The sequence below is a fragment of the Streptomyces sp. NPDC018026 genome (genome assembly GCF_044327745.1).
Taxonomy (GTDB): domain Bacteria; phylum Actinomycetota; class Actinomycetes; order Streptomycetales; family Streptomycetaceae; genus Streptomyces; species Streptomyces rubrogriseus.
Map to the genome: position 1 here is coordinate 414,788 of NZ_JBIRFY010000005.1, position 21,537 is coordinate 436,324.

18 protein-coding genes and 1 pseudogene are annotated in these 21,537 nt (G+C 67.8%); 10 read left to right on the plus strand and 9 right to left on the minus strand.

The annotated features are described in order from the left end of the window. Nucleotides 1–99: 99 nt before the first annotated feature. A pseudogene (locus ACH4D3_RS19070) lies at nt 100–270 on the minus strand (SLOG family protein); the annotation flags it as partial. An 844-nt stretch (nt 271–1,114) separates the two neighbouring features. On the opposite strand from ACH4D3_RS19070, the gene ACH4D3_RS19075 reads away from it, so the two are divergent. Then, nucleotides 1,115–1,594 (plus strand): lamin tail domain-containing protein, encoded by a 480-nt coding sequence (locus ACH4D3_RS19075; protein ID WP_398323430.1) that lies wholly within the window; start codon nt 1,115–1,117, stop codon nt 1,592–1,594. Between the two features lie 129 nt (nt 1,595–1,723). Here the strand turns inward: ACH4D3_RS19075 and ACH4D3_RS19080 are convergent, their stop codons facing one another. Further along, the gene (locus ACH4D3_RS19080; protein ID WP_393673863.1) at nt 1,724–2,332 is read right to left on the minus strand and encodes a hypothetical protein; all 609 of its coding nucleotides are present in this window, start codon (nt 2,330–2,332) and stop codon (nt 1,724–1,726) included. Between the two features lie 107 nt (nt 2,333–2,439). Continuing rightward, on the minus strand, nt 2,440–2,943 hold the full coding sequence (locus ACH4D3_RS19085; protein WP_383625543.1) for a lamin tail domain-containing protein: 504 nt from the start codon (nt 2,941–2,943) through the stop codon (nt 2,440–2,442). A 251-nt stretch (nt 2,944–3,194) separates the two neighbouring features. Between ACH4D3_RS19085 and ACH4D3_RS19090 the strand changes: the two genes are divergently transcribed. The 4 genes from ACH4D3_RS19090 to ACH4D3_RS19105 all read left to right on the plus strand — a co-directional run bounded on the left by ACH4D3_RS19090 (nt 3,195) and on the right by ACH4D3_RS19105 (nt 5,001). Beyond that, nucleotides 3,195–3,428 carry a DUF6207 family protein gene (locus ACH4D3_RS19090; RefSeq protein ID WP_365980955.1) on the plus strand — a complete coding sequence of 78 codons (234 nt, stop codon included), beginning with the start codon at nt 3,195–3,197 and terminating at the stop codon, nt 3,426–3,428. A 171-nt stretch (nt 3,429–3,599) separates the two neighbouring features. Continuing rightward, nucleotides 3,600–4,259 (plus strand): HNH endonuclease family protein, encoded by a 660-nt coding sequence (locus ACH4D3_RS19095; RefSeq protein WP_393673869.1) that lies wholly within the window; start codon nt 3,600–3,602, stop codon nt 4,257–4,259. After that, the gene (locus ACH4D3_RS19100) at nt 4,256–4,591 is read left to right on the plus strand and encodes a hypothetical protein (RefSeq protein WP_365980953.1); all 336 of its coding nucleotides are present in this window, start codon (nt 4,256–4,258) and stop codon (nt 4,589–4,591) included. Before ACH4D3_RS19095 ends, ACH4D3_RS19100 begins: the two co-directional genes overlap by 4 nt. Nucleotides 4,592–4,629: 38 nt before the next feature. Next, nucleotides 4,630–5,001: a hypothetical protein gene (locus tag ACH4D3_RS19105; protein WP_398323433.1), complete on the plus strand. Its 372-nt coding sequence runs from the start codon at nt 4,630–4,632 to the stop codon at nt 4,999–5,001. A 365-nt stretch (nt 5,002–5,366) separates the two neighbouring features. Here ACH4D3_RS19105 and ACH4D3_RS19110 read toward each other — a convergent pair whose 3' ends face one another. Both ACH4D3_RS19110 and ACH4D3_RS19115 read right to left on the minus strand, forming a co-directional pair. Then, entirely contained in the window at nt 5,367–6,281 is a 915-nt protein-coding gene (locus ACH4D3_RS19110) for an MBL fold metallo-hydrolase (RefSeq protein WP_365980951.1), read from the minus strand. A 694-nt stretch (nt 6,282–6,975) separates the two neighbouring features. Then, nucleotides 6,976–7,422: an isochorismatase family protein gene (locus ACH4D3_RS19115; protein ID WP_398323626.1), complete on the minus strand. Its 447-nt coding sequence runs from the start codon at nt 7,420–7,422 to the stop codon at nt 6,976–6,978. A gap of 340 nt (nt 7,423–7,762) precedes the next feature. On the opposite strand from ACH4D3_RS19115, the gene ACH4D3_RS19120 reads away from it, so the two are divergent. From ACH4D3_RS19120 to ACH4D3_RS19130, 3 genes are all read left to right on the plus strand, one after another. After that, nucleotides 7,763–8,311, plus strand: a complete 549-nt coding sequence (locus ACH4D3_RS19120; RefSeq protein WP_398323435.1) for an RNA polymerase sigma factor — start codon at nt 7,763–7,765, stop codon at nt 8,309–8,311. Beyond that, a complete protein-coding gene (locus tag ACH4D3_RS19125; protein ID WP_398323437.1) occupies nt 8,311–9,321 on the plus strand; it encodes an RNA polymerase sigma factor SigF in 1,011 nt (336 codons plus the stop codon). Before ACH4D3_RS19120 ends, ACH4D3_RS19125 begins: the two co-directional genes overlap by 1 nt. Before the next feature lie 214 nt (nt 9,322–9,535). Next, on the plus strand, nt 9,536–10,507 hold the full coding sequence (locus ACH4D3_RS19130) for a hypothetical protein (protein ID WP_398323439.1): 972 nt from the start codon (nt 9,536–9,538) through the stop codon (nt 10,505–10,507). Between the two features lie 34 nt (nt 10,508–10,541). On the opposite strand, the gene ACH4D3_RS19135 is transcribed toward ACH4D3_RS19130, so the two are convergent. Then, a complete protein-coding gene (locus ACH4D3_RS19135; protein WP_398323441.1) occupies nt 10,542–12,491 on the minus strand; it encodes a hypothetical protein in 1,950 nt (649 codons plus the stop codon). Nucleotides 12,492–13,000: 509 nt separating this feature from the next. Between ACH4D3_RS19135 and ACH4D3_RS19140 the strand changes: the two genes are divergently transcribed. Beyond that, nucleotides 13,001–15,799, plus strand: coding sequence for an AAA family ATPase (locus ACH4D3_RS19140; protein ID WP_398323443.1), 2,799 nt, complete (start codon nt 13,001–13,003; stop codon nt 15,797–15,799). Nucleotides 15,800–16,142: 343 nt separating this feature from the next. Here ACH4D3_RS19140 and ACH4D3_RS19145 read toward each other — a convergent pair whose 3' ends face one another. Together ACH4D3_RS19145 and ACH4D3_RS19150 are read right to left on the minus strand one after the other, a co-directional pair. Then, nucleotides 16,143–16,565 carry a hypothetical protein gene (locus tag ACH4D3_RS19145; protein WP_222515089.1) on the minus strand — a complete coding sequence of 141 codons (423 nt, stop codon included), beginning with the start codon at nt 16,563–16,565 and terminating at the stop codon, nt 16,143–16,145. Nucleotides 16,566–17,108: 543 nt separating this feature from the next. Next, nucleotides 17,109–18,413 carry an epoxide hydrolase family protein gene (locus ACH4D3_RS19150; RefSeq protein WP_398323445.1) on the minus strand — a complete coding sequence of 435 codons (1,305 nt, stop codon included), beginning with the start codon at nt 18,411–18,413 and terminating at the stop codon, nt 17,109–17,111. Between the two features lie 1,144 nt (nt 18,414–19,557). Here ACH4D3_RS19150 and ACH4D3_RS19155 point away from each other — a divergent pair. After that, nucleotides 19,558–20,649, plus strand: a complete 1,092-nt coding sequence (locus ACH4D3_RS19155; RefSeq protein WP_398323447.1) for an MBL fold metallo-hydrolase — start codon at nt 19,558–19,560, stop codon at nt 20,647–20,649. A gap of 244 nt (nt 20,650–20,893) precedes the next feature. On the opposite strand, the gene ACH4D3_RS19160 is transcribed toward ACH4D3_RS19155, so the two are convergent. Then, nucleotides 20,894–21,487 carry a hypothetical protein gene (locus tag ACH4D3_RS19160; protein ID WP_186779668.1) on the minus strand — a complete coding sequence of 198 codons (594 nt, stop codon included), beginning with the start codon at nt 21,485–21,487 and terminating at the stop codon, nt 20,894–20,896. Nucleotides 21,488–21,537 lie beyond the last annotated feature (50 nt).

Genomic DNA, 21,537 nt, shown 5'->3' on the forward strand with positions numbered 1-21,537 from the left:
CCGCGTGTTCCGCTCCGGTCCCGCCATCCGCCAGTCGTGCGGGCGCTCACGCCGCACTGCAGCCCAGTCGACCGGGTGACACCGGTGGCGGTCTGCCCCCAGCCCGTGACGGCGGCACCAGCGGCACGCAGCAGCATCCGCTCCGGTCGCCGAGCCCTCGATAACCACGAGCCTGTCGCCATAGCGTCTTGAGAGCCGGCCCAGGACTGTCGCTACGGCAGAAGGCCACGGCCAGCGGCGGCTCCCGCACATCAGCACCCGGCCCTCCATCAGCTCCGGCACACCTCTCACCCGCCCTTCTGGGCCAGCGTTGCATGTGGCACTGACAGCAGACCGCAGATCTGGCTGTGCCCAGGACAGGAAGACGCGAACGGGGCGGTGAAAAGCGAGGCCGCACAGAAGCGCAGCTGCTGCGCGGTGGACGGCCGGAGCCGGAAGATCTGCATGGAGCTGCCCCCGCCCACCGTTGAGTCGCAGGCGCGCGCGAAGAGGCGCGCTGAGGCGCAGCGCAAGGCCGAGGAAGCCGAAGCCCGCAAGGCCGGAAAGACGTTTGGCGACGTAACCGCAGCAATGGCGGCAGCGCCCGCGGTGGACCTGGTTGAGGATGGCGAGGCCGGCACATCGGTGGTCGCCGAGGCGCGGCTGCTTCGCGTGTTGGCCGACTTAGGAGACGCTCCCGCTTCCTGCGCTGGGACGCAGGTACACGGCCTGCACGGTGTTCTACAAGTCCCTGGCTGTCGTAGCGGGGGCAGAGCCGTTCACAGACACAGTCTGTTGCGCAGGGCGAGGCTGTTACTCACTTTCGAGTGAACGGGCCGCGGCGGCTGGGGTGGCGTGATCTGGCGTGGGGGGTTCTTGGGCCAGTGCCTGCAAGGCTCGTCTACCGAAGAGCTCGTCAATCTGGTGTATTTAGTACATAGATGGATATGGCAGGTGAGTGTCATGGTGACGTGAGTGATTGGTAACGCCTTCACGCCTTCTCCATGAACCGGTCGTCCGGTCGACAGTGTGTGGCTGCGCGGCCGACCGGCCGCCACCGCACCACGCACAACCTGGCCTCGTGGCCGCTGGGCCTGCCTGGTCGTGTTGTGCCTGTACCCAGCAGGGGGAACCTGTGTCGAAGTCCATCACTGCCCGCCGCCTGACCGCCGCCGCCCTCGTCGTCGGCGCCCTGACCGCCGCACTCGCGGTGCCGGCCACGGCCGCCGACCACGACCACCGGGCGAAGCGGCCGAACGTGGAGATCAGCCACGTCCAGTACGACTCTCCGGGCCGTGACACCCGCTCCAACCGCTCGCTGAACAAGGAATGGGTGGAGATCACCAACAACACCCGCCGCGCGGTCAACCTGGACGGCTGGACCCTGAAGGACGAGGACGGCCACACCTACACCTTCCGCCACTACCGCCTGGACGGCCGCGCCACGGTCCGCGTCCACACCGGCCAGGGCCGCGACACCCGCCACGACGTCTACCAGGACCGCCGCAACTACGTGTGGGGCAACCGCTCCGACACGGCCACTCTTCGCAATGACCACCGCCGCTTCATCGACAGCCAGTCGTGGGGCCACCACCGCCACGGCGGCCGTCACTGACACACCGCCTGAGCCGATAGCCGGGCCGGGCCGGGTCGGCAAACGGCCCGGCCCGGACATCGGGCACAGCACTGTCCCCGCGCGGCGCGCCACCCCCTGCCAGGGGTGGCGCGGCGCCGGCCTGGGGCTCTACGCGCTGCCCATGCCGGCTGAGTTGGGTGGCAGGCAGTACAGGGCGATGTCCAGGTCCCGGGGTGTCCAGGCGTGGGCGGGGGAGGGGGCCTGACTGAGGAGGTCGTCGAGGGCGGCGATGTAGCGGCTGTACCGGCCAGAAGCGTGGGTGAGCGAGATGCCCAGGGAGCTCAGGGCGGTGTGGGCGCGGCGGTCGTAGACAGCCATACGGTGGGGTGCGGCCGCGGTGAGGACGGTGGAGGCCAGTGCGTCGCCGCGAGTGAAGCCGGGAAGGCCGGCCAGCGCGGCCCGGCCCGCACGGGCGGCCTCGCTGCGGCTGAGAGCGGGGGTGCGCACGGCGGCCGTGGCGGCCGCGGTCGCCTGCCGTACGGCCGTGTCCGCGGTGGTCATCAGCGCGCGGGCCCAGGGAGTGTCGGCGCGCAGGCGTTTGAACAGCAGCAGCGCTCCGATGTCGGCCTTGCCGATGCTGCCTTCGCTCTGGGCCCGCTGGGCAACCTGGTGGAGGATCTCGTCGTAGTGGATGCCGGACGACCGCGCATACATCTCGCGTGCAGTGATCAGCCGCTGCCAGTCGTCACTGCAGATGTCACCGGTCCGGTCCGTCACGGCCTGCTGGTTCCTATCGGTCTGTGAGCGTCCGGGGTACGGCGAGGGGCCCCGGCTGCCGGGGTGTCTGTCCGACAGCCGCCTGTCGGTGCGCAGCGGGCAGTTGGTCAGCCGTGGTAGGTGATGTAGCCGTTGCCGTCGCGGTCGTTGGCCTTCTTGGTGTAGACATGGACGTCGGCGCGGGCACCGCCCGGCTTGTAGAAGTAGATGGTGTCCTTGTCGTTGTTCCAGATGAAGTTGCAGTTCTGCCGGTAGACGACGTTCTTCCCGTCGGAGTCGGTGCCGCGACCGCCGCGGAGGCTGACGTAGTCGCCGGGCTGCAGGGTGTGGCTGTTCTTGAAGGTGAAGGTGTTCCCGGCGGCGTCCTTGACCTTGTAGCCCTTCAGGTTCACGGTCGCCGTCTTCGAGTAGTTCTTGATCGTCAGGTACTCGTTCTTGGTGTTGCCGCCCGAGCACTTGTTGGAGTCCCGGCCCGGAGCGTCGTACTGCACGCCCTTGATCTTCAGGGCCGAGGAGTACTCGGCGGCCTGCGCCGGAACGGCGGCGGCGAGGCCGAGTGCGGCGGCGGCCGCCGTGGCAGCGGAAGCAGTCAGGGCGTAGCGGATGCGCATGAGGATTTCCCCCTCAGTGGTGCGAATGGAGCGCCCGGAGCCTACCGGAAGTGATCACCTCATGGAGGTAGAGTGAAGAACTTGTGACCATGGCTGCCGGTTGTCAGTAGTTCCCTGCGCCTGGTCACCCTGCGGGGCCCGGGGCAACTCCCCGGCTGGCTTGCCGTCAGGTGCTGCAACGAACGAACCCCGTCAGGGTGAATCCGAGGTCGTGGCAGAACCGGCCTACTCGGTAGCGCGTCGTGCGGGGCATGGAAGCGATCAACGACGTGCATGTGTCGCAGCCGGGTCTGGTCGTGGTCGATGTCGCCGCGGCCGACGACGAGACCGCGTTCGCGTTCCACACGGCGCTGGCCGCCCGGTGGGCGACCACCGGGGTGGAGCGCACGACACGGGATGCGGGCCAGCCAGGTGTCCGTCTGCGCTGCTACCTCGACCTGCGCCAGCCCGTCAACGCATCCGGCCAGGCGCCGACGCCCCACTGAACAAGCCGCCCTGCCCGGTCACTCGCCTTCCCGCGCCGGGTTCCGGGCACAGCACGACCCGCTGTCGTGGGGAGCCGGACCGCAAACGCCGGTATGACGAGTGCACCCACACGGGCGGCGCACTCGGCAAACGCCTGACAGCGCCCCCTCAGGGGCCGTTATGAACGGTGCATGCTCAAGTCTGTGCTGCGCGGCCTGGCTGCCGCTGCTCTCGCCGTCCTGCCCCTGACTGTCTCAACGCCCGCCCAAGCGGTTGAGACGCTTCCGCTGTCCGAGGCCATCGTGCGTCTGCCGGTGGCGGTCGAGTCCCGCGACGGCTACGACCGGGACGCCTTCAAGCACTGGAACGCCGGCGCGAACCCGTCCGACGGCTGCAACACCCGCGCCGAGGTATTGATCGCGGAGGCGGTGGAACCGCCGACGGTGGGTCCGAAGTGCCGCCTGACAGGCGGCCGCTGGTGGTCATACTACGACCAGGTGTGGGTAACCTCGGCCTCCAGCCTGGACATCGACCACATCGGCCCGCTCGCCGAGGCATGGGACAGCGGCGCCTCCATCTGGTCGGCGCAGCGCCGGGAGGCGTACGCCAACGACCTCGGCGCGGCCGCCAGTCTGGTCGCGGTCACGGCCCGCTCGAACCGGTCCAAGTCGGACCAGGACCCGGCCCAGTGGCTGCCGCCGGCGGCCGAGGTGCACTGCCGCTACGTCGCCGAGTGGGTGGGCACGAAGCTCCGCTGGACGCTGTCGGCGGACGAGGCCGAGGTGGCGGCGCTGCGCGAGGTGGCGGACGGCTGCCCGGAGCAGACCGTGACATACGAGCCGGCCCCGTGACCGGGGTGAGGCAGGACGTGGTCCTGCTCACCGAGGACTGGCACAGCGGCGCCTCGACATGGTCGACGCAGCGCCCAGAGGCGTACGCCAACGACCCCGGAGACGCCACCAGTCTCGCCGCTGCCACCGCCCGCTCCCACCAGTCCAAGTCCGACCGGAACCAGGCCGAGCAGCTGCCGCCGGCGGGTGAAGCGCACTGCCGCTACCTCGCCGAGTGGGAAGACATGAAGCTCCGCTGGGGCCTGTCGGCGGACGAGGCTGAGGCGGCGGCGCTGCGCGAGGTGGCGGACGGCTGCCCGGAGCAGACCGTGACGCGCGAGACAAACCCATAACCACGGGATGCCGGCGCACGCGAACGAGGAGAGGATTCATGGCCACAGCACGAAGGACACGACGGCGGATCGCCACGGTCACGGCCGCGCTCACGACCACCGCAGGGCTGCTGTTGGTAACGGCGGCGCCGGCGAGTGCCGAAGTGAAGTCCACCTGCGGCACCTACATCTGCGTCGCCACCGCATACCAGGGCCGCGACTACGTCCAGGACATCACCGTCACCACGAGGGACGGCCTGCCGGGGACGCTACGTGCGTTTGTCGGCGACTACCGGGGGAGCAAGGCGAACGCCTCGCGGTGGCGGTTCGTCGTCAACCGGGAGATCAGGGCGTACCCGAGGCTAGCCGTTTGCGGCGGACTCGATCGCGGTGGCAGGGTCATCGAGAACCACTGCGTGATGATCCCCTGAAGCCGGGCCGGCCCCGCGCCACCACGCCACGAGTCCTGAGCGGACCTGCAGGTCGACCCAGGTCCTGCTGTAGGGAGTCGGTGAAGAAGGAAGCCATTTCGCAGGCGCTGCGGAGGTGCAGAAGTCTCTGCGTAGTCGTCCTTGTGGACGTCCATGTGCGATGCACGGGCTGTCCTGACGCGCGGTGGCTGAATGGCCGAGTCTGTCCCCGTTTTGTGTTCACCGGGACTGGGTTTTCGGCATCCGACGGGGCTCGGCGATCGGAACGGGGTCCGCGCTGCGCGGGCAGGCCGCGGTGCTCGCCGCAGCCTGCCCGTATCCGCGCCGCCCAGGCCCTCAGGCTGAACCGGCAGCGATGCCGAGACTCAGTAGTCCCAGACCGTCGGCACGAAACGGAAGGCGTTGCCGGCCGTCGCCACGTGGCAGACGGACGGGAACGGCAGGTGGCTGGCCATCAGGTGCTCGCCGCTCGCCGCCATCTCCTTCAGTAGACGCATCCGGACCCGGGCCGACTCCTCGGGGTCGTGTTCAAAGCCGTTGTACCAGCCGGGCTGGTCGAACCCGCACTGGAACACAGCGTCACCGGCGAACGTCAACCGCTGTCCACCCGACTCCAGGCGGACGATGCTGTGACCGGGAGTGTGACCCCCGGTGCGCTCGATCAGTACGCCGGGCGCGACCTCGAACTCGGTCTCGAAGGGGTGCAACTGGCCGCGGTAGACATCCAGGAACCGTGCGGCGGTCGTGACGAGCGTCTCGGGCACCGGCGCCGGCATGGCGGTGCGGGAGAAGTCGGGCGCCTGCCAGAACTCGGCTTCGGCCGCGGCCAGGTGGACTCGGAGGTCCTTGCGCAGCCGGCCCCTCAGACCCTCGACGAGCAGTCCCCCGATGTGGTCCATGTGCAAGTGGGTGAGCACCACGTCGGTCACGGATGCGGGATCGATCCCGGCAGCGTCCAGCCTCATGGCCAACTGCCCGGCCCGGGGGAAGCCCGGGAACTCCGTACCCAGCCCGGAGTCGATGAGGATGGTCCGGTCCCCACTGCGGACCACGGACACGTTCAGTGGGTAGTCGATCACCTCGGGCGGCAGGAAGTTGTCACGGAGCCAGGCCGACAGCTCGGCCTTGGCGGCGTTGGTGGCCAGCGTCGCAGGGTTGATCGCCAGCACCCCGTCACTGATCACTGTGACATCGATGTCGCCGACCTTCAGCGCGTAGCGAGACGGAACTGCCTCGTCCCTCATCGGTGCGTGCGGGTGCGCGACGTTGATCTGGTTCATGTGCTCGTCCTTTGGAAGGCCTCGACAGAAGTCATCGACGAAGTGACGAGATCACTCCGTCCTACTCTCTCCAAGACAATTCAAGGTCAGCGCCTGTGACGACCCATCACATAATCCACACATTCGTGTGAAGCTCACCCCAGCAGCCTCACATCATGAGGACGTAGGTCTCGTGAGCAGGACGTCAGGAAGCGGCGCGGCCCTCGGGCGCAACAGGGCGGCCAGCCGCCGTCCGATCTTGCGGATCAGGGCCAGTGGCCTGCCCTTGCAGCAGCTCCGGCCCGGCGATCCCTCGTCTCGTCAGCCCAGAGATATGCGCGACGGGACAGCCCGTGTCCGTGCGACGGTCGGGTGGCAACGCACCGGTCGAGGCCGGCTGTTCGACCACGACCAGCACCGTTCCGTGCTCGGCCTGGAGCTTTGCCACGCAGTGACGCCTCGATCGCCCCGGCCCTCTCCTCATCACCACGCACCACATACAGGTCGAGATACGTCCAGGAATCAATCCGGCGTTCAAACTGCGGGCGGCTCAGATGAGTGCCGCGCGGACGGCCTTCAGGTACTGATCGACGTCGTACCGCGGCGTGAGAGATGGCCGGATGCCGTCCGGTCATCGCGTCGCAGGTCCTCGAGTCCCGCGTCCGTGGCGGTGGTGTCGGCGAACATGGTCACGTGGTGACCTCGTCCCATGCAGCTACGCGGTGGACTCGACGCACATGGTGCCGATCATCCCAGTGACGGTGATGTATTCCGCCCGGTGCTGACGGAGCTCCACGTCAAGGTCGGTCGTGGCCAGGACGTCGATGTTCTTGTGGGGTGCGATGACGATATCGTCGCAGGTGGGAGAGAGGTCTGGGTGGAACTCCGCGCCCCAGCGGCCCTCCTCGAACCTACGGTTCTCGAACAGCACCTGATGGATGCCAGCCAGGCGCTTATGCCATGGGGGGAGAATACCGGGTGGTCCAGTTCGCGCACCCCGGGCCAGCAGTCGCTTCAGGTTGTGGAAGGTGCCGATCCTGTCGAACCCCGCCTGGTAGAACGGTATTCCTTCCCGCTCCTGGTGGAATACCTCGTTCGTCGTGTCGATGAGGGGCAGCCCAGTCCCGGCCCCGCTTCGTACGGTGTGCTCATCGGTTTGCAGGCCAACTCATCCGAGCCACAAGGATCGTCCAGTCGCCTCTCGGCTGGAGTCGGTGGGGCGTGTACACGTTTTCGGCGCCTGATTCCTCTACCTGGTGAAAGCACTTCGAGCCTCGGGAGGCCAACGCCGTGACAGGACAGTGGAGTTGGGTGATAGTGGGCACCGGGGCGGCTGCTGCGGGAGCGGCAGTACGGACCTGCGGATACCTGCTCAGGGAGCGGGTGCGTGCCCGGGCGATGGTCCGGATGGCACGTGAGCTGTCCGTCCGCGGGGGGAGGGCCGAGGTGAGCGACCAGGACGGCACGGCATGGAGCGTCCGCCTGGACGAGCAGGATCCTCAATGACAGCCCCGCCCGAGGAGGAGTTCGACGCCCTGTTCCGTACGTGGTACCGGCCCCTTCCGGCGCAGGCGATCTTCGTCTCCGGAGGGCGCCGCACTCTGGCCGACGACGCGGTCCAGGAGGCCTTCCTGCAATGTTGGCAGCGCTGGAACGCCCCGCACTTGGAACCGGTCAGGGCCTGGCCTGCATGGCTACGCACCACCGTCGTGCGGGAGGTGCTGCGACTGCAGAAGGAAGCCGGCTCGATCGGTTTCGATACAGAGCACCACGATCGGGCTGCGGCGGAGGTGGACTTGGCGTCCTGGATGGATGCGCGCGGCGCCTACCGCACGGTGCTGGAGCGCATCGTGTCCCTCAGCGACAAACAGCGCGAAGTCATGGGCCGCTGCGCGATTGCCGGACAGCCGCTGGGGGATGCCGCGAAGGAGATGCGAATCCAGGTCGCGACCGCGCGCGTGCATCTGCACCGCGCCCGCCAGGCGCTGGAAGATGTACGAAGCCAGCTGCAGGAGCTGGGCGTGATCGACACGGGCGAGGGGAGGCAGTGATGACCGGCCACCACGACGAGGATGAAGTTGCCGCACTGCCTGCGGGGGCCGTCCGTCGCGGGCGGGAGGCGGCGAGGGCCGACCACCACGACAGGGACGACATTGCCGCGCTGCGCGAAACCCTCATGGCCAGTGAAGGACCGATCGGATCGCTCGTGGCCACGGCCCAGGACGTCGAGTCCGCGCTGGCCAGAGTCAAGCGGCGGACCAAAACACAGCCCACCCCCCAGCCGCCCCTTCGCACTACGTCGTCCGCCGCCGACCGTAGTGACGCGCGAGCGATGTTCCTCCAACTGCGCGCGATGCAAGGCGGCAGCCCGGAGTACGCCGAGCTGCGCAACCGGCTGGTCCGGATGCATCTGCCGCTCGTGGAGCACCTCGCACGCCGCTTCGGTAACCGCGGTGAGCCGCTGGACGACCTCGCCCAGGTCGCCACCATCGGTCTGATCAAGTCGGTCGACCGCTTCGACCCGGAGCGTGGCGTGGAGTTCTCCACGTACGCGACCCCGACGGTGGTCGGTGAGATCAAACGCCACTTCCGTGACAAGGGCTGGGCAGTGCGTGTACCCAGGCGCCTTCAGGAACTGCGCCTTGCGCTCACCACGGCCACTGCGGAGCTGTCGCAGGAACAAGGCCGACCGCCCACGGTCCACGAGCTGGCCACGAAGCTGTCGATCTCGGAGGAGGAAGTCCTGGAGGGCCTGGAGTCCGCGAACGCGTACTCCACACTGTCGTTGGACATCCCCGACACCGACGACGAGTCCCCGACGGTCGCGGACACCCTGGGAGCCGAGGAAGAGGCACTCGAGGGCGTCGAGTACCGCGAGTCCCTCAAGCCGTTGCTGGAAAGCCTCCCGCCGCGCGAGAAGCGGATCCTGCTGCTGCGCTTCTTCGGCAACATGACCCAATCGCAGATCGCGCAGGAGGTCGGCATCTCCCAGATGCACGTCTCCCGGCTACTGGCGCGCACACTGGCCCAGCTGCGAGAGAGGCTCCTTGCGGAGGAGTGAACTTCCCTATACAGAACCTTCCGTGCCTGCGTTACCCGCTCCCGGCAGTGCCTTGGGACGCACTGCCGGGCGGCGAAGGCCGCGGGTGCGCGAGGCACCCTGGCAGGGCGCCAGCCCACACCTGGTTTCGGGTCGGTGATGGTCGTTTGCGCGGAACCGTCGCTGGGCTACGTGTGGGTGGATGGCTGCTATGGGGGCGGGGGAGGAGACGGACATGAGCTCTGGAGAGACAGACGGATTACATGAGGGGGAGCAGTGCCGGCCCTCGAGGGAAGAGACAAGCGGCAGCGCCGCGCCGCCGCGATCAGGCAGGCGAACGGGCGATGAGGACGGTCAGGGATCCACACGGCCGGAGGGTGATGCGGTCGCAGCGGAAACCGGGGACAGCGGCCCGCAGCCGGAGGGAGGGTTCTGGCACAAGCAGAACAGGACGCTCGAGATCGTCGGCGCCGTTGTTACGGCGGTCGCTGGGGTAGCCGGACTGATCTTTCTCTTCTGGCCCGATGCGCAGCCCAAACCTGCGCCCGAGCCGGCGCCGGCGGTCGAACTGGTCGACTCGGACGTCGACCGGGAGCAGAACGTCGCTGCCGATGTGGTCTTCGACGGACAAGTCACCGAACAGGCTCGGGTGCCCGCGTCCGTCGTCAGCGCGACGCTGAGGAACAGTGCAGACAACCCCGTTCTGATCACCCGTGCTGAAGTGAACCTTGTTTCCGCTGCTGAGGTGTTCTGCCGTTACGGGGCCGGGCCGACTGACATCACTGCGCAGTACGACATCAAGATCCCGGCCGAAGCCCGCGAGGGAGCCGTAATCCACCGGAAAATGAAGTACACCCTGCCGCCGCATGCTCAGGAGCGGGTTGCGTTCACGGTGGGGCCCGAGCGGTACGGAGAGGGGTCGATGCCCTGGATCTACACCTTCACCATCTCCCTGTACATGGACGACGGTGCCACGGTCACGGTGCCCGAGGTCACCTACCTGGCTCCGACCGACAGAGCCACGGCGTTTCTCGCCATGGCGGATCAGGCCACGGGTCCGCCGCAGCCGGGCGGGCCGGGGCTGATGGACCCCTCCTGCATCTCCAAACAAGCCCGCCTTGTAGCGCAGTTGGTCAAGTCCGCGCCACGCCCGTCGCCGGAATTGCGGGAATTCAGCGCAGACCTGGCACGCATAGCCGCTCAGTGAGAGGGTCTCGTGCCCGTTGAGGCCGTGGCAGGGCTTATCGGCTGCCCGGCGGCTTCGGCCACGGGCTCCCCGCGGCGGCTGCGTCCAGCAGGTCGCCCAGACGCAGCCAGGCGGTGGGGCCGGAGTGGGTGGCGGGGCAGGCCGCGAAGCGGTCCCATGCCTCCTGATCACTTCCCAGAGCCTCGCGTACGGCCGTGACCACCGCGGCGTGCGCGGTTGCGTGGTAGTCGCCCCGGGCGCGCAGCGCCGTCCAGGCAGGCAGGGCGCGCACGAGTGCCGGATCGGCCTCCGCTCTGCCCAGAACCAGCTGGGTCCAGGCCTCACGCCAGGACGGCCCGCCGCCAAGACGGGTGCGCAGGCGCCCGGTGAGACGGAGCAGCACCGTGTCGGGACAGCTGTGGCGGCGCAGCACATTATCGAAGTCGTCACGCGACCGGTATCCGCTGGCGGCGCAGGACAGCAGGGCCTTTTCCACGAGGGAGTCGTCGCCGGCGTGCCGAGTCAGATAGTCGCTCAGTGCCTGCGTCTGGAGACGGGCCAGGTCGCGCACGGTCACCTCGTCGGGAGCGCCGAGCGCGGTCCGGCGACGTTCCACGCCGGTCGCGGGGGCAGGGTCTGCGAGCACGCGTTCGATCGTGTTCAGGCTCTCCTGGATCTCGCTGCGCTCGTCGTGACGCGGCTGGAGGCCGGGGTGACGGTAGCTCAGCCGCTCGTGCGCGTCGCGGACGAGGGGGCCGACCCCGGCCCTGACGTCTTCGGTGATGGTCGGAAGGCGCAGCACCATGTCGCGGACCCAGGTCACCTCGCGCGCGGTGATTCCCCGATAGCGGTCCATAGGCTCCCAGTAGGGCAGGGCACAGGCGGCGGTCTCGGCGAACTGCGTGGCGAGATCGGTGAGCAGGGCGGCGGACGCCTGCCACTGGACAGGGCGGTAGCCGTCCTTGGCCTGCGTGGGGCTGAGGATGTGGCGCCATGTTCCCACCGCGGCACGTTGCGCCCAGGTGATCGGTGCGTGGCACCCCATGTCGAGCAATGTGCTGCTCTTTCGGCGCAGGGCATGATGGAAGAGCGTCTGCTCGTCGTCCGTCACTGCAGACAGGTCCGTGGCGAAGTGTTCCAGGACCTGCTGCTCGTCCGATCCGGCGCGGAGCATGCGGCAGCCCCGGGCCAGTAGCACTTCGAAGGAGAAGCGGTCGAGGTCGGCCCTGGCGAGCTCGGCCAGCAGCGCGGGTTCGACCGCCCAGGGCAGACTACCGAGCAGCTCGTCGCGGATCAGCCCCTCGGCGCCGGCATCGGCAGCCCACGCTATGAGCTCTCGGTGACAGTGCGGATGGCGGTTGAGTACCTGACGCCACATGCTGCGCCACGCGTCGTACGCCTGTTTGTACTGCTTCCACGTGCCGTCTGTGTCGGATCCCTCGCCGATCTTGTCCGGATCGGGCTCGGTGGGAAGCGTGTCCCGGGCAGCCTCGAACACCAGAGGGTGCAGCGGTCCTTGCTGCAGCACGGTCTGGGCCGCAGTCGGCTCCTGAAGCAGCTGTGGAGTCATGGGCAGCGGTGCACCGCTGCGTGCACGCAGCTCCGCAGCAACCGTGGCGGCGAGGCGTGCATCCGCACGCGGCGTCCCGAGCATGCCCAATTGCTCACTCGTGCACCGTCTGAGGGCCTGCTCCCGCAGTGAGGCCGTGCACGACGGGTGCTCGAGGGCAGTCGCGACCAGTGCGGGCTGCTGGCCGACGCCAGACGCTTCCCCCTCGGCCCCCAGACCTGCCTCCACGGTGGTCTCCAGAAGCCACAAGGGTGCCTCCTGCGCGTACGGGCCAGACAGCAAAGCCTCCACCAGAGCTGACTGTGCATGCCCGGGCTGCGCCGTTCGGGCCTGTTGTGCCGCCAGTTGCACCACCGGGTCGTTTGGGCTGCGGCCGGCCATTGCCGTGCGGAGAAAGTCGACGGGGAGCACAGGGCTCAGATCTTGGCCGGTCACGGTTCTTCTCCATCACTGCGTGCAGGGCTGTTGGGTCGGAATGCTGCCGTACAGCACTGACATCGAACGCTCTGATTCAGCGCGGCAGGGCCGCGGCCCGCCGCCCTGCGGTCAGAGGCTATCTGCGGCTGCGACCGTGTGCTCCTCGTTGGCGTGTCTGGCCGCCGATTGCCCTGGCAGCGCGGGCTGCCAGCATTGCTGGGTACGCTATGCGCAAGCGACAGGTGGCCAAGGGCATGGCCGGCCGCCCGAGGTCCACCCGACGACGTGGACGAAACGCGTCTGGGTGAGGGGGGCGGTGCCTGCGGGAAGCGGCCGGCTTCTTCCGCCAGCACGGTGTAGCTCTTCATGACGGTGACCGGGTCGTCGACACCGGCCTTCGAATGCACAAAATGAGTCATACCCCCTCTTTTCGGTGACGCCCCCGCCGCTGTGACGGGCGGTCGATACTCACCGCGACACTTGGCGGTTCAGGACAAGGCTCCGATAGAATTTCTTGGACGACGGACATGGCGGAGCGATACTTCCCGACGAAGGCGGACATGGTGCCTGACATCGCGCCGTTGCGGGGGCGACACCGCGAGCTGGCGGAACTGGAAGCGCTGGTGGGCGGTGCCCGCGGTGGCCGCAGCGGGGCGCTGGTCGTCTCCGGTGAGGCCGGTGTCGGCAAGACGGCGCTCCTGGACCACCTCACGGCACGGACCGCGGCACACGTGCGCACCGAGCGGATCGTCGCCTCCCAGTCCGAGATGGAACTCGCCTACGCCGGCCTCCAACAGCTCTGCGGGCACATGATGGGTTCGGCCGCCAGGCTGCCGACTCCGCAGCAGGAGGCAATCGAGGTGGCGTTCGGGCTGCGCACCGCCGCAGCGCCGAGCCCGTTCTTCGTGGGACTGGCTCTGCTGGGGCTACTCACCGAGACTGCCCAAGAGCAGGCACTGCTGTGCGTCGTCGACGACGCACAGTGGCTCGACCAGGCGTCCGCGCGTGCCCTCGCCTTCGCCGCCCGGCGCTTGGACGCGGAGGGCATCGTCCTGGTGCTCGCCATGCGCCAGGCCGATCCGGTGTTCGCGGGCCTGCCCCACATGGTCGTCGAAGGGCTCGGCCACGAGGACGCGTGCGAGCTGCTGCGCCTGGCCGCACCCGGTGGTCTCGACCGGCGGGTGCGCGACCAGTTGATCGCGGAGGCTCGTGGCAATCCGCTTGCCCTGCGCGAACTGCCCCGGGCACTGAACCCGGCCCAGATCGCCGGCGGTTTCACCCTGACGGGCTCCCTGCCGCTGGAGAGCCGCATCGAGCAGAGCCTGGTCGTGCAGCTCGCGCCGCTGCCCCCGCCGACGCGCCTCCTGCTGTTGCTGGCGGCCGCCGAACCCACTGGTGACCCGGGGCTGCTGTGGCGTGCGAGCGCAGTACTGGGACTGGGCCCGGAAGCCTTCGACACGGCCAAGGCTGCCGAGGCCCTCATCATCGGCACCCGCGTCGGCTTCCGCCATCCGCTGGTGCGGTCGGCCGTGTACCGGGCGGCGTCACCGGGCGACCGACGTCGCGTCCACGCCGCTCTGGCCGACGTCACCAACGCCGAACACGACCCGGACCGCCGGGCCTGGCATCGGGCCAGCGCGACCCTGCAACCGGACGAGGAGGTCGCCGCCGATCTGGAGAAGTCCGCGGTCCGCGCACGAACGCGCGGCGGCGCGGCAGCTGCCGGCGCGTTCCTTGAGAGGGCAGCGGAGCTCACACCCTCGCCGTTCCACCGCGGGCAGCGGCTGATCGCGGCGGCCGAGGCCAAGCACGACGCGGGCGCGTCGGACGCGGCCCTGCGCCTGCTCGAGTCCGCCCGCGTCCTTCCCCTCACTGCGCTCCAGGAGGCGCTCGTGGTGCGGCTGCGCGCGCGGGCCGGATACGCGCTACGGCGTGACCGCAGCGGAGCGCAGAACCTCCTCGACGCGGCACGGGGGCTCGAAGGGCTCGACCCGGTCCTCGCCCGCGACACCTACATCGAAGCGCTCGCGGCGGCGACTTACGGCGGCAGGCTCGGTGACGCCGAGCAGGTGGCCGCCGTCGCGCACGCGATCCTCGGCGCCACGCCCGCCGCCGAGGAGACCGACCGGGCACGGGACCTGATCCTGCGCGGACAGGCGCTCCTGGCCACCGAAGGGCAGACGGTGGCGCTCCCCACCCTGCGACGGGCCCAGCGTGCGTTCCTCGAGCAGGCGCCGGACTTCCTCGAACTGCACTGGATGTGGTTCGCCTCTCGCGCCGCCCAGGACCTGTGGGATCCCGACGGGCTGCGTGCGCTCGCCGACCGGCAGGTCGAGCTCGCTCGCGCCGAAGGCGTCGTCACCGTGCTGCCGATTGCCCTGAGCCTGCTGATGCTCGTACAGATGACCGACGGCGACCTGGACGGGGCGGAAGCCTCCTGCGACGAGATCGACGCCATCAAGGAAGTCACGGGCAACCCGCTGCCGCCGTACGGGCGACTCCTCCTCGCCGCGTACCGGGGGCAGGCCGACGAGGCGGAGCGCTTGGCCGAGCGGATTCGGGCCGACGGGCTCGCGCGCGGCGAGGGATACGCGCAGAGCGCGGCCAACTTCTCCGAGGCGGTCCTCTACAACGGCCTGGGACGCTTCGCTGAGGCGGTGGCCTGCGGCCGGCGCGAGCTGCCGTACACCCATGAACTGAACCTCGCGATGCGCACGCTGCTCGAACTGGTGGAAGCGGCCACGCACACCGGTGAGCACGCACTCGCCGAGCAGGCACTCGAACAGTTGGCCCGCGTTACACGGCCGGTGGGCACCAGATACGCGCTGGCCGTACTGGCGATGGCCGAGGCGCAACTGCGTGCGGGGGACAAGGCCGAGAACCTGTATCTGGACGCGATCGCGCGCTTCGAGCACGAGCGGATCCCGATCTGGGAGGGGCGGTGCCGCCTGCTGTACGGCGAGGCACTCAACCGCCAGGGGCGGACCGCCGAGGCGCGCGAGCAGCTCCGCACCGCCCACAAGGAACTGACAGCCTGCGGAGTGAACGGATTTGCCCAGCGTGCCGCGGACGAGCTGCGCGCCTGTGGCGAGACCCTGCGGGTCCACGCACGGGGATCGGCAGCGCGGCTCACCGAACAGGAACTGAATGTGGCGCGCCTGGCCCGTGAGGGGCTGACGAACCGCGAGATCGGCACCCGCCTGTTCATCAGCGCACACACCGTCGAGTACCACCTGCGCAAAGTCTTCGTGAAGCTCGGCATCAAGCGGCGGACCGAGCTGAAGCCTGCCCTCGCCGGACTCACACCGACCGCGTCGAGCGCATGATCACCCACGAGCCGGTGTCCTCTCCCGGTTCCGAACGCGGGCGACGTCCGCGCCGTGCCTTCCGGAAGGGCCGTCCGGTGCGCAACGACATCCATGAAGCCTTCCCCGACCTCGCCCACCTGTCTTCACTTACCGCCACGTCAAACGCCCTTGTTAGGACCTCTTATTACAGCGCTGCTCGTGGGTGGGCGGGCTATCGTGACAGCGGGGATGCCGTCGCCCGTTACCTCTCGGAAGTGCTGTCGCCGCCAGAACGGGGCGCGTGTCCATGAGGACGTGAGCACTGCTGACGCGGCGCCCTTTCCCGTGTCATGCATGGACCGCTGCGCCCCGTTGAAGGCGCTCAGACGGTCTGCCGTGGAGGCAGGAACGCGCCTGCAGTCTCCGGGTCCGGCCAAGGCGTTACGGTCTCGCCGGCGACGAGCCAACCGCGGACACCGCCGCGCTTGAGTCGCAGCTCGTAGAGGAACGGTGCAGCGGACTCGCTCATGCGGCGGTAGAGAAGCACAGTGGCGTCGTCGCCCTGCTCCTCCAGGTGCAGAATGCGGTACTCCGTGGACAGGGCCCTTTCCCCGTTACTGCCACGAGCCGCGAACTCGGCGAAGACATCCTCGCGCGGTGCCGCGACGATCGAGCCGTCCTTGCTCGGGAACAGGATGGCCATATCGGCAGCGTAGAGCTTGTCCATTTCGTCCATCCGATAGTTGCTTCCATCCTCCACGACGTAGCGGATGAATTCCTCGATCTCCTTGTTGACCGTGCCCATAGTTTCCTCCAGGAAGCTTCTGGCGTGCCGAGTCCGGGCAATCCAATTGCCCTAAGGTCGGCGGTGCGAGTGTTTGCCTGCTGTGCGACGCGAACGTAGACGAGTGAGTCCACTCAGTCGTCGGCGGTCGACGGTTGTTAGCCCGACCCCCACAGGGCGGGTATCACTGGCGCGACCACATCTTTACGTGCGACCACCCAGACCCTTGTTCGGCGCCTATCGAACAAGCTACCTTGTTCATTCGGCATTTGTCGAACGTTGCGCCTGTGGCAAAAGCCACAACGTGGAATTGCTTAATTCGGCCTTCTTGGAGAGGCTAGGAGGACGACCGACCAGTTCCGATTTCGATCATCGTGAATACCGATCATGAACCCCCAGGGGTGCACCCACGCCCTGCGGGCGCGCTTGCCGGGGCATGGAGCGAAGTTCCTGGAGGACTCGGCCTGGTGGCGACCGGACTCCCCGCGGCCGGCCGATATGAACCGATGGCAATGACGGCGCCGTGCGTACAGTTCCGTCACCTCGTAGTCGCGCGCATACGGATCACGCGCCGCGGAACAGGCGACCGAACTTGCGCATTTCCTCCGCGAAGATCACGGGCTGCTCGAAAGCTGCGAAGTGACCCCCCTTGCTGGCCTGGTTCCAGTACACGAGCTTGGAAAAGGCCCTTTCGGCCCACGCGCGAGGCGGCGTATAGAATTCCTTCGGGAACAGTGTGACGCCCATCGGGATGTCAATTTCTACGGCATTCATGGTGACGTCAGAATTCTCCCAGTAGAAGCGTGCAGCCGATTCAGCGGAATTCGTCAGCCAGTAGAGGGTGATGTCGTCCAGCATTTCATCCAGAGTCCAGATGGACTCGGGGTTCTTGTTGCTGTCGCTCCACACTCCGAACTTCTCGTAGATCCAGGCAGCCTGACCCACGGGCGAATCCGCCAGCGAGTAGGAAACTGTCTGCGGCCTGGTCATCATTTCAAGCTGATAACCGATCTCGTTCTGCTGCTGCCGGTTCAGCTGATCCATCGCGACCTGTTCCTCAGGAGTCAGGTGATCGAGGTCGAGATCGGGCGGCACGATCTGCGGGAAGTTCAGGTGGATGCCCAACAGCCCCTTGGGCCGCAGCACACCCAACTGGGCGTTGACTGCCGCTCCCCAGTCGCCGCCCTGGGAGAGGTAGTGATCGTATCCGAGGCGCGGCATGATCTCAGCCCATGCCTTGGCCGTCCTCGCACGCCCCCAGCCCAGATCGTCGGGCTGGTCGGAGAACCCGAACCCCGGCAGAGAGGGAACGACCACGTGGAAGGCGTCGCGTCGTGATCCACCGAATTCGGTGGGATGCGTCAGACGCCGGATCACGTTACGGAATTCCAGAACGGATCCCGGCCAGCCGTGGGTCAGCATGATGGGCATCGCCTCGGCGTGCGGTGACTTGGCGTGCAGCAGGTGGATGCTGACCCCGTCGATAACCGTGCGGTACTGACCGAAGCTGTTGAGCAACGACTCCACCCTGCGCCAGTCGTAGTGCCGCTTCCAGTACTCCACGAGGTGCTTGACGCGCCGCAGAGGGGCTCCCTGCGACCAGTCGTCCACCAACTCTTCCGCCGGCCACCGTGTCATTTCCAGCCGCTGCCTCAGATCGCGCAGCATGCTCTCGGGCACGTGAAGCCTCATGGGAACAACGGCATCATTCGGCGGGCTCGGCAGGTACAACTCCGCAGCTGTAGTGCCTGATTTTGGGGCTGCCTGGGCGGCTCCGGGGGTGATCACTGAAGCTGCGGACCCCGCCCCCAGGGCGCCCATGGCGTACAGCAGTCGCCGACGGCTCAGAACACTTTCTCTATTCGGCATCAGCTTCTTGCTCCTGTCGGTACGTTCTGGCGCCGCGGTACTCCGGCGGCCTGCATGACCAGAACAAGCGCTGGGCACCCGGGTCTGGATCCCACACACCGGGCCCCTTATGGACCTGCGGTCGGTTTGCGCTCTGGGATTCACGGATCGTGAGTGCGAGTCGCCAACTCGACTTGCAGGGAGCCCTGTACAAGCACCTGCACGTGCCGTCTTGTCGTCCAGGTAACGACGAGGGTGCATACCTGACGCATCGGCCTCGGGCGTTCGGAAGGCTTCGGACCGTATTCAAAGGAGGCAGTCGTGGCGCGGGCGACGAGCGCCCGCCCGGCAACCCGATGCCTGGAACGTCCGCGCAAGCAGTTCTACAGAGACTAATGTTCGCTATCCATCGAACATATCTGGAAACGTATCACGGCCATCGTCCGTGCGGCATCTGACAGCCGTGGCATCAGTCACAGCGTGAGCGCCCTGCGGAATGGATGGAGATCGGCAGCGCTTCTCCGTGCTGCACCTCCGTCATGCGGACGGGTGTGATCTGCTCCCGGGCCGGCCATCGCGCGAGGCATGCCGGTTCGGAGCGCGTCGAACGCTCATGTAGATTGTTCGACGTGTTTCGAACGCTTCGCATCGTGTGAGGGTGGCGGTGCGCCACCTCGGCCTGGCCTGGTCCCGGGCCGAGTGCCTGTCGGCACTCCAGCGACGGCGGAGCCGCAGAGAGGACGGTCAGTGACGGCTGGAGGAGCAATGCGATGAGTGATGTCTCCCGCCGCGGACGCGGATTCTCCCTCGTCTGAGGAACTACGGGATGAGCGGCGCGCGGAGACGCGCCCCTGGGCATCGAGTAGTTCTCCTGGCGGCGGTGCCCTTTCGGCGCGCACGTACAGGGCATGCGGCCCAGTCGGCGGGCGACGTGCACCCGCTGCGCGTGCGACCGAGACGGCTCCTGACTTCACCGCGTGATCAAGCAGGACGGGGCGGCTGAGTGACAGCCGGAAGCGGTTTGTCATTAATCCCCCGGAATCATCCACTGTCATAGTGTGCTCAGTAACACACCGCAACATCCAACATTGTGTACAACCCTCCGATTTTGTGATGTCTGATGCCGGGCACCTCGTGCCCGATGCGAGCCCTGGAAGGCGAATCGATGACCAACACTCTCCGGCGAACTGAACCGGCCACGCGGCGCAGTGTGCTCAGGGGCGCGGCCGCCGCGGCCGCTGTGCCTGCTGGGGCGGGGCTGCTCGGCACGACGATGGCGAGGACCGCCGGCGCTGCTGAACGGGAAGCCTTGCCGGACTTCGCACCGGTACCTGCCAGCGCCCTGGGTCCGGCGATGAATGCGCAGGGGTACCACGTCGGCAAGATCCAGGGCAACCTTTACTGGGTCACTGACAGCTTCTACACCTCGATGTTCCTCACCACACGCAAGGGCGTGGTACTCGTCGACGCGCCACCGACGATCGGACACAACCTTCTGCGCGCCATCGGTGAAGTCACCAAGGCCAACGGCAGGCCGAGCAAGGTGACGCATCTGGTGTACTCCCACTCCCACGCCGACCACATCGGAGCGTCCGCCATCCTGGGTCCCGATGTGGTGCGCATCGGCCACGAGGAGACCCGCGCGCTGCTCAAGTACCAGTCAGATCCCAATCGCCCGGTGCCGAAGGAGACGTTCCGAGACAGGTACGTGCTCGAGGTGGGGGGCGAGACGCTGAAGCTCGCCTATCACGGTCCGAACCATGCACCCGACAACATCTATGTCTACGCGCCCGAGTACAAAACGCTCCTGCTGGTGGACGTCTTCTACCCCGGCTGGGTGCCGTTCGAGAACCTCGCGATGTCCGAGAGCATCCCCGCCTGGGTGGACGCGCATGACGTGGCGATGAACTACCGCTGGCAGACACTGGTCGGCGGACACTTGGGGCGCCTCGGTACCCGAGCGGACGCATATATCCAAAAGCGGTACATATCAGACCTGGATGCGTCCGTGCGCACCGCTCTGGCCACCGTGGACCCCACGCCGTACATAACGAAGTACGGCCCCAGCGGCAATGCCTGGGCCATCTTCAAAACATACCTCGACGCCGTTGCCCGAGAGGCCGCCGAACCCGTGTCCGACAAGTACACCGGCATACTGGCAGGCGCCGACGTGTACACCCTGGGGCACGCCGCGACGCTGATGGAATCCCACCGCATCAACGGGGGCATCCTCGGCCCCTTCGGTACCCGCCCCTGAAAGAGCCCCGCCGCCTGCTGCCCGTCGTAGCGGTGACCGGCAGGCAGCAGGCATGGAGACGTGCCAAGCACACTATTGAAATGCGATACACTTTTCACAGTGTTCTTGCTGTGATGTAGGTACCCGGCGACAGCAGCCTGGAACACGCTTCAGCACCTGCCGATGGAGCCAAGCAGGTGCGTAGCTGCTCCGGACGCCACTCGGTCCCCCGCGAGCCGGCGTCCGGAGCGGTCAGTCAGGGTGTTTACCGGGCGCGGTAGAGCCCACGGCCAGCCCGGCGGATACGGGAGTTGCCGACGAGACGGTCGAGGGTGCTGCGAACCGCGTTGATGCTCCCGCTGTCACTATCGCGGCCCAGTGCCGCCGCGACATCACGAGCGCGCACGTCGGCGTCGCCGACGCCCGCGAAGTACTCCAGGATCTGCTCAGTGAGCCTGCCGTAGTTCCGCTGCTGGCCGTCTTCGGTGCGGGGCGAGCGCGAGGTCCTCTTCGCCGTCTGCGGCCGCTGTGCCGGCTGCTCGACGCGCGACTCGGTCCGGGACCCGGCGGTGTCGGCGTCCTTGACGGGGACGTCAGCGTCCGCCGGCGCAGCCTCGGCTGCCCGGGGGCGTTCTGTGCGCGGGAGAGCGGCGGCAGGCTCGGCGGAACCCGTGCTCGCCGGAGTGAGCATGAGGACCTCGAGCGCGCTGAGGGCACGCTGAACGGAGCCGAGGTGGGCCACGACTGCGGCCAGTTCCCGCTCGAGTGCCTGCTTCTGGACCTCTAGGCGGGCCAGGTCCTCCTGGAGGCTCTCTGCGGTGATCTCAACATTGTGTGCCGCGCGAGTTCCCGAGACCATGTGTTCCTCTCATTCTCATCCGTACGTGCACATCATAAGCGGGAGCCCGC

Bases quoted from the DNA above. Each gene is read 5' to 3' on its own strand.
- ACH4D3_RS19085 (WP_383625543.1), bottom strand. From the start codon at position 2,943: ATGCGCATCCGCTACGCCCTGACTGCTTCCGCTGCCACGGCGGCCGCC.
- ACH4D3_RS19090 (WP_365980955.1), top strand. From the start codon at position 3,195: ATGGAAGCGATCAACGACGTGCATGTGTCGCAGCCGGGTCTGGTCGTG.
- ACH4D3_RS19095 (WP_393673869.1), top strand. From the start codon at position 3,600: ATGCTCAAGTCTGTGCTGCGCGGCCTGGCTGCCGCTGCTCTCGCCGTC.
- ACH4D3_RS19105 (WP_398323433.1), top strand. From the start codon at position 4,630: ATGGCCACAGCACGAAGGACACGACGGCGGATCGCCACGGTCACGGCC.
- ACH4D3_RS19110 (WP_365980951.1), bottom strand. From the start codon at position 6,281: ATGAACCAGATCAACGTCGCGCACCCGCACGCACCGATGAGGGACGAG.
- ACH4D3_RS19120 (WP_398323435.1), top strand. From the start codon at position 7,763: ATGACAGCCCCGCCCGAGGAGGAGTTCGACGCCCTGTTCCGTACGTGG.
- ACH4D3_RS19125 (WP_398323437.1), top strand. From the start codon at position 8,311: ATGACCGGCCACCACGACGAGGATGAAGTTGCCGCACTGCCTGCGGGG.
- ACH4D3_RS19130 (WP_398323439.1), top strand. From the start codon at position 9,536: ATGAGCTCTGGAGAGACAGACGGATTACATGAGGGGGAGCAGTGCCGG.
- ACH4D3_RS19140 (WP_398323443.1), top strand. From the start codon at position 13,001: ATGGCGGAGCGATACTTCCCGACGAAGGCGGACATGGTGCCTGACATC.
- ACH4D3_RS19145 (WP_222515089.1), bottom strand. From the start codon at position 16,565: ATGGGCACGGTCAACAAGGAGATCGAGGAATTCATCCGCTACGTCGTG.
- ACH4D3_RS19150 (WP_398323445.1), bottom strand. From the start codon at position 18,413: ATGCCGAATAGAGAAAGTGTTCTGAGCCGTCGGCGACTGCTGTACGCC.
- ACH4D3_RS19155 (WP_398323447.1), top strand. From the start codon at position 19,558: ATGACCAACACTCTCCGGCGAACTGAACCGGCCACGCGGCGCAGTGTG.
- ACH4D3_RS19160 (WP_186779668.1), bottom strand. From the start codon at position 21,487: ATGGTCTCGGGAACTCGCGCGGCACACAATGTTGAGATCACCGCAGAG.